The organism is Halovivax limisalsi (assembly GCF_023093535.1).
Lineage (GTDB): Archaea > Halobacteriota > Halobacteria > Halobacteriales > Natrialbaceae > Halovivax > Halovivax limisalsi.
Window position 1 is genome coordinate 1,611,043 of record NZ_CP095757.1, and the last position, 14,721, is coordinate 1,625,763.

19 protein-coding genes are annotated in these 14,721 nt (G+C 65.5%); 14 read left to right on the top strand and 5 right to left on the bottom strand.

The genetic code is table 11. From position 1 onward, the window contains the following. Positions 1–76: 76 nt before the first annotated feature. The 3 genes from MXA07_RS07295 to MXA07_RS07305 form a co-directional block, all read right to left on the bottom strand. Positions 77–1,219 carry a pyridoxal phosphate-dependent aminotransferase gene (locus MXA07_RS07295; protein ID WP_247731384.1) on the bottom strand — a complete coding sequence of 381 codons (1,143 nt, stop codon included), beginning with the start codon at positions 1,217–1,219 and terminating at the stop codon, positions 77–79. 80 nt (positions 1,220–1,299) lie between these two features. Beyond that, a complete protein-coding gene (gene ribH / locus MXA07_RS07300) occupies positions 1,300–1,710 on the bottom strand; it encodes a 6,7-dimethyl-8-ribityllumazine synthase (RefSeq protein ID WP_247731385.1) in 411 nt (136 codons plus the stop codon). 307 nt (positions 1,711–2,017) lie between these two features. Beyond that, positions 2,018–2,932, bottom strand: coding sequence for a proline iminopeptidase-family hydrolase (locus MXA07_RS07305; protein WP_247731386.1), 915 nt, complete (start codon positions 2,930–2,932; stop codon positions 2,018–2,020). 122 nt (positions 2,933–3,054) lie between these two features. Between MXA07_RS07305 and MXA07_RS07310 the strand changes: the two genes are divergently transcribed. From MXA07_RS07310 to MXA07_RS07330, 5 genes are all read left to right on the top strand, one after another. Next, positions 3,055–3,204 carry a hypothetical protein gene (locus MXA07_RS07310; RefSeq protein ID WP_247731387.1) on the top strand — a complete coding sequence of 50 codons (150 nt, stop codon included), beginning with the start codon at positions 3,055–3,057 and terminating at the stop codon, positions 3,202–3,204. Further along, positions 3,204–4,706, top strand: a complete 1,503-nt coding sequence (locus MXA07_RS07315; protein ID WP_247731388.1) for a sodium/proline symporter — start codon at positions 3,204–3,206, stop codon at positions 4,704–4,706. Before MXA07_RS07310 ends, MXA07_RS07315 begins: the two co-directional genes overlap by 1 nt. Positions 4,707–4,894: 188 nt before the next feature. Beyond that, positions 4,895–6,073, top strand: coding sequence for a 5-(carboxyamino)imidazole ribonucleotide synthase (locus MXA07_RS07320; protein ID WP_247731389.1), 1,179 nt, complete (start codon positions 4,895–4,897; stop codon positions 6,071–6,073). A gap of 129 nt (positions 6,074–6,202) precedes the next feature. Beyond that, on the top strand, positions 6,203–6,514 hold the full coding sequence (locus MXA07_RS07325) for a toxin-antitoxin system TumE family protein (RefSeq protein WP_247731390.1): 312 nt from the start codon (positions 6,203–6,205) through the stop codon (positions 6,512–6,514). Further along, positions 6,498–6,929 carry an HVO_A0114 family putative DNA-binding protein gene (locus MXA07_RS07330; RefSeq protein ID WP_425492201.1) on the top strand — a complete coding sequence of 144 codons (432 nt, stop codon included), beginning with the start codon at positions 6,498–6,500 and terminating at the stop codon, positions 6,927–6,929. The genes MXA07_RS07325 and MXA07_RS07330 overlap by 17 nt, the downstream gene beginning before the upstream one ends. A gap of 148 nt (positions 6,930–7,077) precedes the next feature. On the opposite strand, the gene MXA07_RS07335 is transcribed toward MXA07_RS07330, so the two are convergent. Together MXA07_RS07335 and MXA07_RS07340 are read right to left on the bottom strand one after the other, a co-directional pair. Continuing rightward, positions 7,078–7,479: an ArsR/SmtB family transcription factor gene (locus MXA07_RS07335; RefSeq protein WP_247731392.1), complete on the bottom strand. Its 402-nt coding sequence runs from the start codon at positions 7,477–7,479 to the stop codon at positions 7,078–7,080. Positions 7,480–7,669: 190 nt separating this feature from the next. Beyond that, positions 7,670–8,086, bottom strand: a complete 417-nt coding sequence (locus tag MXA07_RS07340) for a hypothetical protein (RefSeq protein WP_247731393.1) — start codon at positions 8,084–8,086, stop codon at positions 7,670–7,672. Positions 8,087–8,373: 287 nt separating this feature from the next. Here MXA07_RS07340 and MXA07_RS07345 point away from each other — a divergent pair, with 287 nt between their 5' ends. The 9 genes from MXA07_RS07345 to nuoK all read left to right on the top strand — a co-directional run bounded on the left by MXA07_RS07345 (position 8,374) and on the right by nuoK (position 14,721). Continuing rightward, a complete protein-coding gene (locus MXA07_RS07345) occupies positions 8,374–9,018 on the top strand; it encodes an AIR carboxylase family protein (protein WP_247731394.1) in 645 nt (214 codons plus the stop codon). A gap of 304 nt (positions 9,019–9,322) precedes the next feature. After that, positions 9,323–9,736, top strand: coding sequence for an NADH-quinone oxidoreductase subunit A (locus tag MXA07_RS07350; protein ID WP_247731395.1), 414 nt, complete (start codon positions 9,323–9,325; stop codon positions 9,734–9,736). Continuing rightward, on the top strand, positions 9,733–10,431 hold the full coding sequence (locus MXA07_RS07355) for an NADH-quinone oxidoreductase subunit B (RefSeq protein WP_247731396.1): 699 nt from the start codon (positions 9,733–9,735) through the stop codon (positions 10,429–10,431). Before MXA07_RS07350 ends, MXA07_RS07355 begins: the two co-directional genes overlap by 4 nt. After that, positions 10,428–12,092, top strand: a complete 1,665-nt coding sequence (locus MXA07_RS07360) for an NADH-quinone oxidoreductase subunit D (RefSeq protein WP_247731397.1) — start codon at positions 10,428–10,430, stop codon at positions 12,090–12,092. The genes MXA07_RS07355 and MXA07_RS07360 overlap by 4 nt, the downstream gene beginning before the upstream one ends. Then, complete coding sequence (locus MXA07_RS07365; protein ID WP_247731398.1) at positions 12,092–13,183, top strand: complex I subunit 1/NuoH family protein; 1,092 nt, start codon at positions 12,092–12,094, stop codon at positions 13,181–13,183. Before MXA07_RS07360 ends, MXA07_RS07365 begins: the two co-directional genes overlap by 1 nt. Then, positions 13,180–13,641 carry a NuoI/complex I 23 kDa subunit family protein gene (locus MXA07_RS07370; RefSeq protein WP_247731399.1) on the top strand — a complete coding sequence of 154 codons (462 nt, stop codon included), beginning with the start codon at positions 13,180–13,182 and terminating at the stop codon, positions 13,639–13,641. The genes MXA07_RS07365 and MXA07_RS07370 overlap by 4 nt, the downstream gene beginning before the upstream one ends. Continuing rightward, positions 13,638–13,919 carry an NADH-quinone oxidoreductase subunit J gene (locus MXA07_RS07375; protein ID WP_247731400.1) on the top strand — a complete coding sequence of 94 codons (282 nt, stop codon included), beginning with the start codon at positions 13,638–13,640 and terminating at the stop codon, positions 13,917–13,919. Before MXA07_RS07370 ends, MXA07_RS07375 begins: the two co-directional genes overlap by 4 nt. Further along, positions 13,916–14,422: a hypothetical protein gene (locus tag MXA07_RS07380; protein ID WP_247731401.1), complete on the top strand. Its 507-nt coding sequence runs from the start codon at positions 13,916–13,918 to the stop codon at positions 14,420–14,422. The genes MXA07_RS07375 and MXA07_RS07380 overlap by 4 nt, the downstream gene beginning before the upstream one ends. Continuing rightward, positions 14,419–14,721 carry an NADH-quinone oxidoreductase subunit NuoK gene (gene nuoK, locus MXA07_RS07385; protein ID WP_282102545.1) on the top strand — a complete coding sequence of 101 codons (303 nt, stop codon included), beginning with the start codon at positions 14,419–14,421 and terminating at the stop codon, positions 14,719–14,721. Before MXA07_RS07380 ends, nuoK begins: the two co-directional genes overlap by 4 nt.

A 14,721-nucleotide genomic window follows, 5' to 3' on the forward strand; every position in this document is an offset into this window, starting at 1 on the left:
GAGATTCCGTCGGTAATTCCGCGTTCCCCCCGATCCCGGCCGAGCGGGGACGTCCGCCGCCGGCGGTATCGCGCGCTCAGAGGTAGCCCGCGTCGTCGAGTCGCTCGATGCCCTCGCGGAGGCGTTCCTCGCTCGCGGCGTAGGAGAGGCGCGCGTACCCGGGCGCTCCGAACGCGCTGCCTGGGACCGTCGCGACGTGGGCGTCTTCGAGCGCGCCTTCACACCATTCGGTGTCCGGGGAGTCGACGGGTAGCATCAGGTAGAACGCGCCCCCCGGTTTCGGGACGTCGACGCCCGCGTCCGCAAAGAGGTCCAGGAGGAGGTCGCGACGCTCTTCGAACGTCCGGACCATCTCCTCGACGGCCTCGTCGGTGTTTTGCAGGGCCTCGATACCGGCGTGCTGGACGAAGTTCGTCGCGCACGAGACGGAGTGGGAGTGGAGTTTCCCCGACTGCGCGATCAGCTCCTCGGGACCGGCGTAGTAACCCAGCCGCCAGCCGGTCATCGAGTAGGCCTTCGAGAAGCCGTTGACCGTGACCGTCCGATCGGCCATGCCGGAAAGCGAGCCGAGACTCGTCGGCTCGACGTCGTAGGTGATCTCCCCGTAGATCTCGTCGGCGACGACGGTGACGTCGTGCTCGACGGCGAGATCGCGAACGCCCGCCAGCGCGGCGTCGGTGTAGACCGCGCCGGTCGGGTTCGCCGGCGAGTTGACGATCGCGAGGTCGGTCTCGTCCGTGATGACGTTCTCCAGGTCGGGGAGGGCGGGCTCGAGCGCGAAGTCGTACGGCGAGAGGTCGACGCGGACGAGCGAACCGCCCGCGAGTTTCACCATCGCTTCGTAGGAGACCCAGGCGGGGTCGAGCAGGACGACTTCGTCTCCATCGTCGATCAACGTCTGGGTAACCTCGTACAGTGATTGCTTGGCACCGGGCGTGACGATCACGTTCTCCGGGCCGTGTTCGAGGCCGTCTGCCTGCAGTTTCTCGGCGATGGCCTCGCGAAGTTCGGGGATGCCGGCAGACGTGGTGTAGCCGGTGTGGCCGGCGTCCATGGCGTCCTTGCCGGCTTCGACGACGTTCTCGGGCGTCGGGGCGTCGGGTTCGCCGACGCTCAGGTCGACCACGTCGGCGCCCTCGGCCTCGAGTTCCGAGGCGAGCGCGGAGATGGCGAGCGTGGCGGACGGTTCGACTCTCGTGATGCGGTCTGCGTACTCCATATGTTTCTTGAATCGGGTGCGTGGTGGGTTCGTCGGTGATCGGTACGTCGACGGCGACCGATTGGTTCGGCGACGATTCCTCAGGCGGCCGGTAGCTCCTCGAGCAGCGAGAGGGCGCTCTCGACGGCTTTGCGGGCGTTCGCGACGCGCTCGCGGGCCTCCGCGCCGGACATGCCGGGGCCCGTCACGCCGAGTGTGACCGGCGTGTCGCGCTCGAGGCTCACGTCGGACAGGCGCTGGGCGGTCGCGTCGGTGATCACCTGGTCGTGGTCGGTGTCGCCCGTGACGACCGCGCCGATCACGACGACTGCGTCGATTGCCGCCCGCCGGGCGAGGCGGTCGGCCGCGAGCGGGGCGTCGTACACGCCGGGCACCGAGACCACGGTCGCCACCTCCGCGCCGGCCTCGTCGGCCGCTTCGCGGGCGAGGTCCTCCATCTCGCCGGTGACCGACCGGTTGAACTGTGCGACCACGAGTCCGAGCGTGGGCATGCCCGAGGAGTCGGGCGGGCGAACTAAAGAGATACCGTTTGCGACCCATATTGTACGTGGCCCCGCTCGATCGGGATGCCGCCGATCGCCTGTCGTGGCGGATCACTGTCGTGCGGGATCGGAAGGCACCGAACTCCCTGCAGTTTCCGTACTGGCGTCGTATTTCGCGCTCGTCGGCTCCGATCGCAAGCTTCGTTCGTCGGCTATCGCGCTTCTAGAGGCAGAACGCCGCGTTTCCCGGCGCCTTCCCAGAATTGCCCGGTCCTCGAGGTCGCGAGGCTCACCGACGCCGGATCGTCGGTGCGGACTACGTGGCGGTGTCCGCAAGGAAGGATTCGACGACTTCGTAGTGCGCGTCGGGCTGTTCCCAGAAGGGCATGTGGCTGCTGTCGTCGAACACGTGGAGACGAGCGTCCGGGATGCGGTCGGCGATGCCCCGTGCGATGGCTGGCGAAATTTCGTCGTATTCGCCCGACAACACGAGGGTCGAGACGTCGACCTCACTCAGTCGATCGCGGACGTCCCAGTCGCGAAGGCGCGCGGTCTCGAGGAGGACGTACTCGTTGGGGCCCCACATCAGGCCGTAGACGTCGAGATTGATCCGGTCGAACGTGGAGGCGACCGGACGCGGGTATTCTTCGGTCCGACAGACGTGTTCGCGGTAGGCGCCGTCCAGCGCGGCTGCATATTCGGGCGCGTCGTAGGCTCGCCGGGCTTCCGTGCGCTCGATCGTGGCGCGTTCCTCCGCCGGCAGTTCCTCGACGACACGCCGCATCGACTCGTAGGCGCTCCGGGTGTCGGCGAGGGTGTTCGCGAGCACGAGTCCGTCGACGTGTCGACCGTATTCGAGGACGTACTCTTGGGCGAGCATACCGCCCCAGGACTGGCCGTAGAGAGCGAACGAACCGTCGGGGTCGATCGCCCGGCGCACGGCCTCGAGTTCGTCGCGGTAGTGCTCGACGGTGTAGCGGTCGAAATCACCGGGCGCGGGGTCGTCCGAACGACCGACGCCGAACTGATCGTAGAGGTAGACCGTCAGCTCGTCGCCGGCGTGGCGGGCGAGCGGCGCGAGGTAGTCGTGAGGCATACCAGGGCCGCCGTGGACGCCGACGAGGACGTCGTCTCCCGAACCGAAGCGTCGGTAGTAGAGTTCGTAGTCCTCGACGTCGAAGTGCCCCTCGCCGTGGTCGTGGGTGTCGAAGTAGTTTGGGTAATCTGTCATCGGTTGCGTAATTTCGAACCCCTCTTCATAAATCGTACCCCTCGGGAAATTTAGGGGATCGAACGTACATGAATTCGTTACTTACCCGAATATTTATGTGAGATCGGTCGTGATGGGATGGCATGCCACTGTCCGCGATCGAACACCTGGCGCTGTGGGGACCGCCGCTGGTGATGCTACTGGTAACGATCGTGTACTATCTGCGGTGGGGGAAGGAGGCGGACGAGCGAGCGGCCCAACCGTCCCAGTCCTCCGTGAGCGGTGACCGCTGATGGTCGAATCATCGACCATCACGTTCGCCCTCTACCTCCTGGTCGTCTTCGGCATCGGCATCTTCGGCTATCTGGCAACCAATACGTTCGAGGACTTCGCGCTCGGCGGCCGCGGCATGAAAGACTGGGTCGTCGGCCTCAGCGCCCAGGCGTCCGACATGAGCATCTGGCTTCTCATCGGACTGCCGGCGACGGCTTACGCGATGGGCCTGTCGGCCATCTGGATCGGCATGGGTGTCATCGCGGGAACCGCCTTCAACTGGTTCTTCCTCAGCAAACGGATGCGCCGCTACAGCGGTCACCTCGAAAGCGTGACCGTCCTCGACTTCCTCGAGAAACGGGTCCGCGACGACCTCGGCATCATCAAACTCGTCGGCTCCGTCTCCCTCGTACTGTTCTACACGATCTCTACGTCCGGCGAATTCATCGGCTCGGGGAAAATTTTAAACGCCGTCTTCGGGTACGACTTCTTCACCGGCGTCCTCATCGGCGGCGTCCTCGTCCTCGTCTACACGCTCGTCGGCGGGTTCATCGCCGTCTCGTACACCGACGTCCTCCAGGCCCTGATCATGATCGTCGCCGTCGTCCTGCTCCCCGTCGTGGCATTCGTCGGCATCGGTAGCGTTGCCGGTGGCCTGACCGAACTCCAGCAAGTCTCGGGTGCCTCCCCCGGCCTGTTGGGCGGGAGTTCTGGCGTGCTGGCGATTATCGGGTTCTTCGCCGGCACGATCGGCATCGGATTCGGCTATCCCGGCCAACCCCACATCACGGTCCGGTACATGAGTATCGACGACCACCGGAATCTCCGCCGCGCATCCCTCATCGGAATGGTCTGGGTCATCTTCGCGACGTACGGCGCCATCTTCCTGGGCTGGGCGGCCGGCGCGTACCTCGGTGGCGTCGAAAACACCGATCAGGTGATGCCGCTGCTGGCCGACGAACTGCTGCCCGGGTGGCTCGTCGGCATCCTCATGGCGGGCGCGATCGCCGGGATGATGTCGACGAGCGACTCGAAATTCCTCGTCGCGACCAACGCGGTCTCCTACAATCTCTACAAGCGATTCGTCAACGAGGATGCCAGCGACCGGACGGTGTTGTGGGTGTCACGGATCGTGATGGCCGCGATCGTCGTCGCCGCTATCGCGCTCGCCCGGCCCTCCGGCGTGGTCTTTACGGTGATCCTCGGCGGCTGGGCCGGCATCGGCGCTTCGTTCGGCCCACTGCTGATCGCCTCACTGTACTGGAAACGGCTCAACAAGTGGGGCGCGTACGCCGGCATGATCGTCGGCATGGCTACGGTCGCCATCTGGCTGTTCTTCGACATCGGAATCGTCTACGAACTCATCCCCGGGTTCCTCTTCTCGAGCGTTGCCATCGTCGCCGTCAGTCTCCTGACTGCGGAACCACCGGAGACCGTCCAGCGGGAGTTCGAGGACGCCACTGGAGCGTCCGGCCTCCGCGTCGAGGATGCCGGGGACACCGGCGTCCCTGGGGACGACTGACCAGCCGCTTTCTCCGTTCGAACGCGAGCCGAACGGTCCGTCCCATCGGACGTACCGGTCCGCGGGCGTCGTGGGAGTTCCCCCTCGCCCCGCAATGGGACGGTCGAGTATCGACGTAGCGACGCCGTTCGGCGTGGGATCGTCCCGAGTGAGAATTCTTAAGCGCGCCCTTTCGCAATGATCCGACGATGACTACGCTACGGACCCCAGGCCCGACGATCGGCGTCGTCGGCGGCGGACAGCTCGGACGGATGCTCGGCGAAGCCGCGGCCCCGCTCGGGGTCGAACTCCTCGTCCTCGATCCGACGCCCGATTGCCCCGCGTCGCCGGTCGCTCGCGACCAGCTCGTCGCCGACTTCGACGACGAGGACGCGATCCGTCGACTCGCGGAGCGCTCCGACTTCCTCACCTTCGAGATCGAACTCGCCGACCAGGACGCGATGGAGCGGGTGAGCGAGGAGACGGGCGTGCCGATCCACCCGAAGCCGGCGACGCTGCGGACGATCCACGACAAGCTTGTCCAGAAGCGCGAACTCGAGGCCGCCGGGATCCCCGTCCCGCCGTTTCGCGCCGTCGAGGACGCCGACGACATCCGGGCGGCGATCGACGACTACGGGGCGCCGGTGATGCTCAAGGCCCGCACGGGCGGCTACGACGGGCGGGGCAACGTCCCCGTCGAGTCGAAGGCGGATGCGGACGCCGCCATCGATGCAGTGGCCGGCCCAGCGATGGTCGAGTCGTTCGTCGACTACGCGCGCGAGGTGAGCGTCATCGCCGTGAAGGGCGCGACCGACGCCGAGACCGGCGAGACCGAGGTGGCGACCTTCCCCGTCGGCGAGAACGTCCACCGCGAGGAGATCCTCCGGGAGACGATCGTCCCGACGCGCTCGAGCGACGCCGCCCGGGAGCGAGCGCACGACGTTGCGCGGGACGTCCTCGACGTGATGGACGGTCGCGGCGTCTACGGGATCGAATTTTTCGAAACCGACGACGAAGAGATTCTGCTCAACGAGATCGCCCCGCGCCCGCACAACTCGGGCCACTGGACGATCGAGGGCGCGCGAACCTCCCAGTTCGAACAGCACGTCCGCGCCGTCCTGGGCTGGCCGCTCGGCGCGACCGATCTCCGCTGTCCGACCGTCCTGGTGAACCTGCTCGGCGACGTCGAGGAGTCGAAACCCGCCGCGCTCGCCAACGTCGACCGGATCCACGAGACGGCGGGAGCGCACCTCCACTGGTACGGCAAGGCCGAGGCGCGACCGCTTCGGAAGATGGGCCACGTGACGGTGACCGGCTCGGGAACCGAGGACGTCGAGACGCTGCTGTCCGAGGCGACCGAACTGCGCGACGCGGTGACGTTCGAGTAGCGCGAGGACGGTTTCCGAACGGGATGCCGTTCCCCGAGCAGCGTCTGGAACGAAGTTTTAGATTCGAGCCGACGGCAACCGTTGGCGGCCGGAACAACACTTATGCCGTTGTTCCCTATAACAACAGACATGGGTGGGGACGATGACGCTGTCGAGTTGCTCTCCCAGACGGTCGACTTCGGGAGTCGGTATGCCGAAGTCACGGCGTGGGCGGTCCCGGAGTCTGAGCGGTATCCGGATGGGATCAAGCATTCGATGCAGTACGGAAATGCGGCCGGCGAAACGATCGTTCGGTACGACAACTTTCCGGATCACCCTGGCGTCGCACACCACCACAAGCACGCCGAAGGTGGAGCGGTTGAGGCCGTCGAATTCGAGGGGTTGCGACCCCTCTTCGAACGATTCAAGCGAGAGGTGAACGAGTATGGAGACCCCTGGTAACGACACCGAAATGGGACAGTCCGACGATCGAACGCTACGGGTTCGGTTTCGAACCAGTAGCGACGACGACCTCGCGAATGCGCTCGAAGCGATCGACCGAGGAGACACGCCGGATCCGCACTTCGAAATCGTCTATCACGACCCCGAAGACGTCCATCGCGTGACCCGACCCAAAAATCTCGAACTGCTCCGGGCGATCGTCCAGTACGAACCCGGAAGCATCCGGGAAACGGCTCGGCGGGTCGATCGCGACGTCAGACAGGTCCACAGAAACCTCACCGAACTCGAAGACCTCCACTTGATCGAGCTCGTCGAGGACGGCCAGGCCAAACGGCCGCGCGTCTGGTACACGGCTATCGACATCGATCTGCCGCTCGTGACGCCGAGTGTCGGTTCGGATGAAGTCGAAGCGTGACCGGACCGTCTCACGCTACGTGCACAGCGGGTCCGATCAGAACGATGTCGAGACGCTGCCGTCCGAGGCGACCGAACTGCGCGACGCGGTGACGTTCGAATAGGCGGGTCGCCCGCCTCGCTCGTGACGAACCGATCCGCCGAGGAAATCACTCACGAGAGCTATCGTAGACGTCTCTGAACTCCCGTTCCCGGCGGATCAACGTCTCGATGCCGTCTTCGAGCAAGACGTCGCCGAGGATCGTCGCTCGATAGTAGGTGTAGGTGCCATCCTCGTCGCGTTCCGTTCGGACCCGTTCCTCGACGAGGCCGACGTCGCGGAGGATTCCCAGATGGTAGTGGAGGGTGCTGTCGTCGACATCGATCACTTCGTCCAGCTCACCGGGAGCGAATTCATCAGTGTGTGAGAGTCGATACAGGATTTCGAAGCGCGTCCGATTTCCGATCGCCGCCTGCATGTCGAGGTAGTCGTCCAGCGAGAGAACGCTCTCTTCAGGGAGGAGCGCCGCTGGATCTCTGGGACTCGGCGCGTCCGATCGTTTCGATTCCATTGCAAGAGAAATGGGCCGCCGTCTACGTAGTCGTTATCGAGCTAGGAATCACTGAAAAACCGTCTTTTTATATCAACTTCCGGACAGTCACACGTTCCGGCGACTGACCAGCAGCCCGGGACACCCGGCTCACAATCCGGCGCACGGGACGGTTGGGGAAGGAAACAGCGCATCAGTCCGTGGGGCCCGTTCAGAAGTCGTACTCGAAGACGTCCCACAGGGTCCAGACGCGAATCCCGTACGTGCTCTCGTAGTGCGAAACGACGTCGCGGCCGAACTCGGCTTCCTCGCCGCGTATCTTTCCGAGGTACGCCACTTCGTCGCCGGTATCTCGATATCCCCAGGCTGCCCCGCTATCCGTCGTATCGTTCATCTGCGTGAGCACGGCGATCGTCGTGCCGGGAACCGCTTCTAGCACCGCCGGCACGAACGTTTCGTGGTCCCTATCGTACGTCGATTCGATGTGGACGTAGATCCCGTCACCGGGGCGCTCGTTCGCGTCGTAGAGCGCAATAATGGCGTCGGAGTACGCATCGGGCCAGTTCGATCCGACCGTCTCTTTCGACAGCTCGCTGCCGAATACCGAAAGGACGGACTGCATTCCCATACGCTGCATTCGACTCGATTGGTCGTATTAGTTCTGTTTCACCACGTCCTGGCAATCTCTAATCCGTCGGAGCGTACGTCGAATCGTGACCGAAGACGCGCGGTTACTGACGTAGCAACTGCTTCGACCCGGGTACTCGCATCGATGCTATCGCTGCGTGCAGCGCCCGTCGTCGGCGGTCCCGGCTCCGATACCGGATTGGAGCGGCTTTCGAGTTGGGCGCACAATCTCGAGCGGTGACGACCGAACCCGCGCCTTTCATGGCGCCCGACTTTGAACCCTGCCGTATGAGCGAGGGCACCGTTTCCGAGTTGATCGACCGGCTCCGCGCGGAAGCCGAACAGGACCGCCCGGCCGCCGAGACCCCGGACGTGGGCATCGTCATGGGCAGCGACTCCGACCTCGAGACGATGATGACCGGCGGACGACGTCGCGGCGCGTACGACGCGTTCGTCGAGGAACTCGGGTTCGCCGAACAGACCGACTTCGAGGACCCGCCAGCCGAGCGTTTCACCTTCGAGACGTACGTCACCTCGGCCCACCGAACGCCCGATCTGATGACCGCGTACGCGGAGACCGCCGAGGATCGCGGCCTCGAGGTCGTCATCGCGGGCGCGGGCGGGAAATCCGCCGACCTGCCGAACATGACCGCCTCGATCGCCTATCCGTTGCCGGTGATCGGCGTTCCCGTCCAGGAGAAGTCCGTCGACTCGGTGATCGGGATGCCGACCGGCGCGCCGCTGGTCGCCGTCGACGCCGGCAAGTCGTTCAACGCGGCGCTCTCCGCGGCGCAGATCCTCGCGCGCCAGCACGACGCGGTGCGCGACCGGCTCGTCGCCTACCACGACGCCCTCCGCGAGGGTGTCGGGGCCGTCTCGCGCGACCTCCACGATCGGGGAACCGAGGCGTTCGCGGCCGATCGTTCGGAGTGACCGGTGGGTAGCGAGTACCGTGTGGGCGACGATTCGGGGAACACACCGCGAGTCGTCCCCCGTCAACTCGGATGCGACGAGTAAGGAAGCGCTAGTTCACGCCGCGAGCGGAACGGCCGGGCGTGGCGTCTCGTACGGGGAAGCCGATCCCGTTCGAGGCAAATGGCGTCACGTAACCGACGATTGTGCGGGTCGGACTCCGGTCGATCGGGGCGGACCGGTAGAAAGTCGACGGCGAGACGGCCCACGCGCCTCTCAGGGTTTGAGAATCCTTATATAGGGTTGTACCCAAGCCTCACGCGAGATGAGTACCGCGTGGATAGCGATTAGTGCGATGGCCCTCGTCGGGGTCGGCTTGCCGATCGGCTTGATCGTCCTTTCGAGCCTCCTTCGGCCGAGCGTCCCCGAACCGGGCAAGCGCCAGACCTACGAGAGCGGTGAGATTCCGACCGGCGGAACGCGGTTCCGGTTCAACGTTCAGTACTACATGGTCGCGCTCCTCTTCGTCGTCTTCGACGTCGAGACGGCCTTCATCTTCCCCTGGGTCGTCATCTACCGGGACGCGCTGAACGCCGGCGCCTCGTCGTTCGACGTTCTGGCCCCCATGCTGGCGTTTCTCGCCGTTCTCGTCGTCGCGCTGGTCTGGGCGTGGCGCAACGGCGTCGTGAGCTGGGCGCGCAGTCAGACGACCGACTGGCAAACGACACTCGAACAATGAGCTCCGACATACACGATACGACCGGTCCGAGAGACGTCGCGTCGAAAACGCAGGCGGCCCGGATGGGAGACGTCGACGATCGGTTCAACTCCAAACTCCGGGAGCTGTTCGGTTCGACCCCCTTCATCCTCACCAAGTTCGACGCCTTCCTGAACTGGGCGCGCAGTTCGTCGATGTTCGTCCTGCAGTTCGGGATCGCGTGCTGTTCGATCGAGATGATGGGGACGTACATGCCGGGCCACGACCTGGACCGCTTCGGGACGGGCGTTCCCCGCGCCTCGCCCCGGCAGGCGGACCTGCTGATCGTCCCGGGGACGATCGTCTCGAAGTTCGGCCCGCGACTGAAGCGCCTCTACGACCAGATGCCCGAGCCCAAGTTCGTCGTCGGGATGGGATCGTGTACGATCTCCGGCGGTCCGTTCCAGGAGGGGTACAACGTGGTCAAGGGTGCCGAGGAGATCATCCCCGTCGACATCCACGTCCCCGGCTGCCCGCCGCGGCCGGAGGCGCTGATCTACGGTATCCGCAAACTCCAGGATCGCGTCCAGCACGGCGAGTCCGCCCCGGTGACGGTGAAACCGTACGAACTCGAGGAGTTCGGCGATCTGGAGCGAGACGAAGTGGTCCGTTCGCTCGCCGAGGAGATCGACGAGGAGACGCTAGTTATGCGCTACAACTGGGGTGACTCGCCGTGAGCCTGGAGGTTTCACGGCGAGAAGAGCCCGTCGAACGGACGGACGACCGCGAGACGCTCGAGGAACTGATCGGCGACCGCGCCATCGGCTGGGAGGACCACGTCAACGCCCAGGGCGTCGTCATCCGCCCGGACGAGGTCCAGTCGGTGCTTCGCACCCTGCGCGACGAGGGCGGCTTCGACCACCTCTCCTCGCTCACGGCCCAGGAGTACGACGACCGCTACGAGAGCATCTACCACCTGACGAAGTACGCGGATCGAACCCAGGAGGTCAGCGTCGTCGTGCCGACGAGCACGGACGAGCCGGTCAGCCAGAGTGCGGACGCCGTCTACCGCACCGCGGACTGGCACGAGCGGGAGGCCTACGACCTCGTCGGCATCCAGTACGACGAACATCCGGACCTCAGACGCATCTTGCTGCCGGAGACGTGGCAGGGCCACCCGCTCGGGCGCGATTACGACCAGGACAAGCCCCAGCTCGTCAGCCTCTCCGAGCACGCGAATCCGATCGCCGAGCACCACCACGACGAGGAACAGGACACGATGTTCCTCAACATCGGGCCGCACCACCCGGCGACTCACGGCGTCTTGCACCTCAAGGCCGTGCTCGACGGGGAGACGGTCGCCGACGTCGAACCCGACATCGGCTATCTGCACCGCTGCGAGGAGCAGATGTGCCAGCAGGGCACCTACCGCCACCAGATCATGCCCTACCCCGACCGCTGGGACTACGTCTCGGCCGGCCTCATCAACGAGTGGTCCTACGCGCGGGCGATCGAGGAGATGGCCGACATCGAGGTCCCCGAGTACGCCCAGGTGATCCGGACGATGGGCGCGGAACTCAGCCGGATCGCCGCCCACCTGATCTCGATCGGCGCGTTCGCCCTGGACGTCATCGGCGACTTCACGGTGACCTTCCAGTACGCCTGGCAGGATCGCGAGGACGTCCTCAACATCCTCGAAGATCTCACCGGCCAGCGGATGATGTTCAACTACTTCCGACTCGGCGGGGTCGTCTGGGACATTCCGGAGCCCCGCGAGGAGTTCTTCGAGTCGATCCGGACCTTCCTCGAGAGCTTCGAGGGCTCGGTCGACGAGTACCACAACCTGATGGCCGAGAACGAGATCTTCCAGCTGCGGTGCATCGATACGGGCCACCTCGACCCCGAGACGGCCAAGAGCTACGGCGTCACCGGTCCCGTCGCCCGCGGCTCGGGTATCGACTACGACGTCCGCCGGGACGACCCCTACGGCTACTACGAGGAGCTCGACTGGGACGTCGCGGTCCAGGACGGCTGTGACAACTACGCGCGCATCCTCGTGCGCATGCGAGAGCTCGAGGAGTCCGCGCGGATCGTCGAGCAGTGCGTCGACATCTTAGAAGACTGGCCGGACGACGAGCGCGAGATCCAGTCGAACGTGCCGCGCACGCTCAAGCCCGACGCCGATCAGGAGGTGTATCGGGCCGTCGAGGGCGCGAAGGGCGAACTCGGCATCTACATCCGCTCGGACGGCACGGACAAACCCGCCCGCTTCAAGATTCGCAGCCCGTGTTTCAGCAATCTGCAGGCCCTCGGCGAGGCGGCAAACGGCGAGTACGTGGCCGACCTGATCGCGACGCTCGGTAGCATCGACGTCATCCTCGGGGAGGTGGACCGGTAATGGGCGCCACGGCGGCTCCGCTCACACCGGGTACGGCGATCCCCTTTCCCGACGCGATCGGCGACCTGCTCGGGCTCGACGGCTTCGGCCTGCTCGGCACGCTGATCGCCTCGTTCATCGGCGCGTTCGTGATCGCGAACGTGCTGCTCGTGATGGCCGCATTCGCCGGCCCCTGGGGCAAGCGAAAGATCTTCGCGGACTTCTCCGATCGGTACGCAATCACCGAGCACGGTCCCTGGGGGATCCTCATCATCCCCGCCGCGGCGTTCCAGCTGATCTCGAAGGAACTCATCATCCCCGAGGGCGTCGATCGGCCAGCGTGGGACATCGCGCCGATCATCATGGTCTTCTCGGCGATGTTCGGCTTCGCCGTGATCCCGCTCGGGAACGGGATTCAGCTGGCGGATCCGGAGGTCGGCATCCTCTTCGTCTTCGCCGTCGCGTCGCTCGCGACGCTCGGCATGATGCTCGCGGGCTACTCCTCGAACAACAAGTACTCGCTGATGGGCGGGTTGCGCGCGACCGCGCAGAACCTCGCCTACGAGATCCCGCTGATCGTGACCGGCGCGTCGGTCATCCTCTACACCGGCACGCTCCAGCTCTCGGAGATCGTCGCGGTTCAGGCCGAGACGCTGGTCCAGCTCGGGCCGGTCTCGATCCCCGGCTGGTTCGCGTTCGTCAATCCGTTCGCGTTCGTCCTCTTCATCGCGGCGGCGATGGCCGAGGTGGGCCGAAATCCGTTCGACACGCCGGAGGCGCCGACCGAGATCGTCGCCGGCTACCAGACGGAGTACTCGAGCGTCTACTTCGTCCTCGTCTACCTCTCGGAGTTCCTGCACATCTTCCTGAGCGGCGCCATCGTGGCGACGCTCTTCCTCGGCGGCCCAGCCGGGCCGGGACCGGCGATACTGGGCGTCGGTTGGTTCCTGCTCAAGGTCGTCGCCTTCTTCCTGCTGACCCAGTGGTTCCGGACGGCGATGCCCCGCGTGCGCATCGACCAGCTGATCGAGATCGGCTGGAAGGGCATGCTCGTGGCCTCGTTCGCGAACCTGCTGCTGACGGCCCTGATCGTGGGGGTGTTCTTCGTATGATCGGACTGCTCAAATCACTCGGGACGACGATGAAGCACGCGCTGGACGGCGAAGTGTACACGGTGGCCTACCCGGACGAGACGCCGAAGGTCTCGCCGCGATTCCGCGGGGTCCACAAGTTCAGCCAGGAGCGCTGCATCTGGTGTCGCCAGTGCGAGAAGGTCTGTCCGAACGACACCATCCAGATCGTGATGGACGACCAGCGAAACGGCGAGCAGTACAACCTCCACATCGGCCAGTGCGTCTACTGTCGGCTCTGCGAGGAGGTCTGCCCGACCGACGCCATCCTCCTGACCCAGAACTTCGAGTTCACGGCCGACACGAAAGACGAGTTCGTCTACAACAAAGAACAGCTCAAGGGCGTCCCCTGGTACAAGGACATCGACCCGCTCGAAGCCAGGGAGCCGGATCGGTCGGGCTGGGTCGGCGAGGGCGAGGGGGAGGTGGATTACCAATGATGCAGGAAGCCGCGTTCGCGCTCTTCGCCGCGATCACGCTGTCGAGCGCCGCCGGCGTCGTCCTGCTGCAAGACCCCTGGCACTCGGCGCTCATGCTGGGCGTCTCCCTGCTCTCGGTCGCGGCCCACTACGTCATGCTCACGGCGGAGTTCGTCGCCGTCATCCAGGTGCTGGTCTACGTCGGCGGCGTGCTCGTCCTGATCTCGTTCGTCGTCATGTTGACGAAGGTCGACGCCAGCGAGGCGCCCGGCGAGGACGCGGAGGTGGCGGGCCGATGACGCGCCCGCGACTCGTTCCGCTGGGGGGCCGGCTCGTCCCCGGCCTGCTGGCCGTCGCCCTGTTCGCGTTCCTCGCGCTGGTCGTCCTCGGAACCGACTTCGGCGCGATGACCGGCTACGACGACGTCTCGATCACCGCCGCGATCGGCTACTCGCTGTTCGATCTCGAGGGACTACAGGCGAGCCGGGGCGTTCCCGACACCGAGCCGTTCCTCGTCGCCTTCATCCTGATCGCGGTCGTCTTAGACGCCGCGCTCGACGCCTCGATCGTCCTCGCGAAGCGCGAGGATGCGGGCGAGTCGACGCTTCCCGCGTCGTTCGACGCGTCCGATACGAGGGCCACCGTCGACGACGCCGCGACCGGGGCCGGAGCGTCCGGCGAATCGGCCGCGGCGACGGACGGGGGGACGCGGCCCACCGAGGCCGGCGCGTCCGACGCGGCGGCCGCCGAGGGCGGCCCTGGCGGTACCACCGGCGGGGAGAACGGAGGTGACGCGGCGTGATCGGATTGCAGTACTACCTCCTGCTGTCGGCCGGACTGTTCTGCATCGGTCTGTTCGGCATCCTGACCCGGCGGAACGCGCTCATGTTCCTGATGTCCGTCGAGCTGATGGTGAACGCGGCCGCCGTCAATCTTGTCGCGGTCTCGGCGTACTACGGGACGCTCACGGGGCAGGTGTTCACCCTGTTCGTCCTCGGGCTCGCGGCCGCGGAGGTCGCGGTCGGGCTCGGCATCATCATGGTGTTGCACCGCAACTTCGGAACGATCGACGTCACGACGCCGACGACGATGAGGTGGTAA

Coding starts and splice junctions, on each gene's coding strand:
- MXA07_RS07310 (WP_247731387.1), top strand. CDS start 3,055: ATGCCACTGTCCGCGATCGAACACCTGGCGCTGTGGGGACCGCCGCTG.
- MXA07_RS07320 (WP_247731389.1), top strand. CDS start 4,895: ATGACTACGCTACGGACCCCAGGCCCGACGATCGGCGTCGTCGGCGGC.
- MXA07_RS07365 (WP_247731398.1), top strand. CDS start 12,092: ATGGGCGCCACGGCGGCTCCGCTCACACCGGGTACGGCGATCCCCTTT.
- MXA07_RS07295 (WP_247731384.1), bottom strand. CDS start 1,219: ATGGAGTACGCAGACCGCATCACGAGAGTCGAACCGTCCGCCACGCTC.
- MXA07_RS07355 (WP_247731396.1), top strand. CDS start 9,733: ATGAGCTCCGACATACACGATACGACCGGTCCGAGAGACGTCGCGTCG.
- MXA07_RS07345 (WP_247731394.1), top strand. CDS start 8,374: ATGAGCGAGGGCACCGTTTCCGAGTTGATCGACCGGCTCCGCGCGGAA.
- MXA07_RS07335 (WP_247731392.1), bottom strand. CDS start 7,479: ATGGAATCGAAACGATCGGACGCGCCGAGTCCCAGAGATCCAGCGGCG.
- MXA07_RS07340 (WP_247731393.1), bottom strand. CDS start 8,086: ATGGGAATGCAGTCCGTCCTTTCGGTATTCGGCAGCGAGCTGTCGAAA.
- MXA07_RS07370 (WP_247731399.1), top strand. CDS start 13,180: ATGATCGGACTGCTCAAATCACTCGGGACGACGATGAAGCACGCGCTG.
- ribH (WP_247731385.1), bottom strand. CDS start 1,710: ATGCCCACGCTCGGACTCGTGGTCGCACAGTTCAACCGGTCGGTCACC.
- MXA07_RS07350 (WP_247731395.1), top strand. CDS start 9,323: ATGAGTACCGCGTGGATAGCGATTAGTGCGATGGCCCTCGTCGGGGTC.
- MXA07_RS07315 (WP_247731388.1), top strand. CDS start 3,204: ATGGTCGAATCATCGACCATCACGTTCGCCCTCTACCTCCTGGTCGTC.
- MXA07_RS07330 (WP_425492201.1), top strand. CDS start 6,498: ATGGAGACCCCTGGTAACGACACCGAAATGGGACAGTCCGACGATCGA.
- MXA07_RS07380 (WP_247731401.1), top strand. CDS start 13,916: ATGACGCGCCCGCGACTCGTTCCGCTGGGGGGCCGGCTCGTCCCCGGC.
- MXA07_RS07325 (WP_247731390.1), top strand. CDS start 6,203: ATGGGTGGGGACGATGACGCTGTCGAGTTGCTCTCCCAGACGGTCGAC.
- MXA07_RS07375 (WP_247731400.1), top strand. CDS start 13,638: ATGATGCAGGAAGCCGCGTTCGCGCTCTTCGCCGCGATCACGCTGTCG.
- MXA07_RS07305 (WP_247731386.1), bottom strand. CDS start 2,932: ATGACAGATTACCCAAACTACTTCGACACCCACGACCACGGCGAGGGG.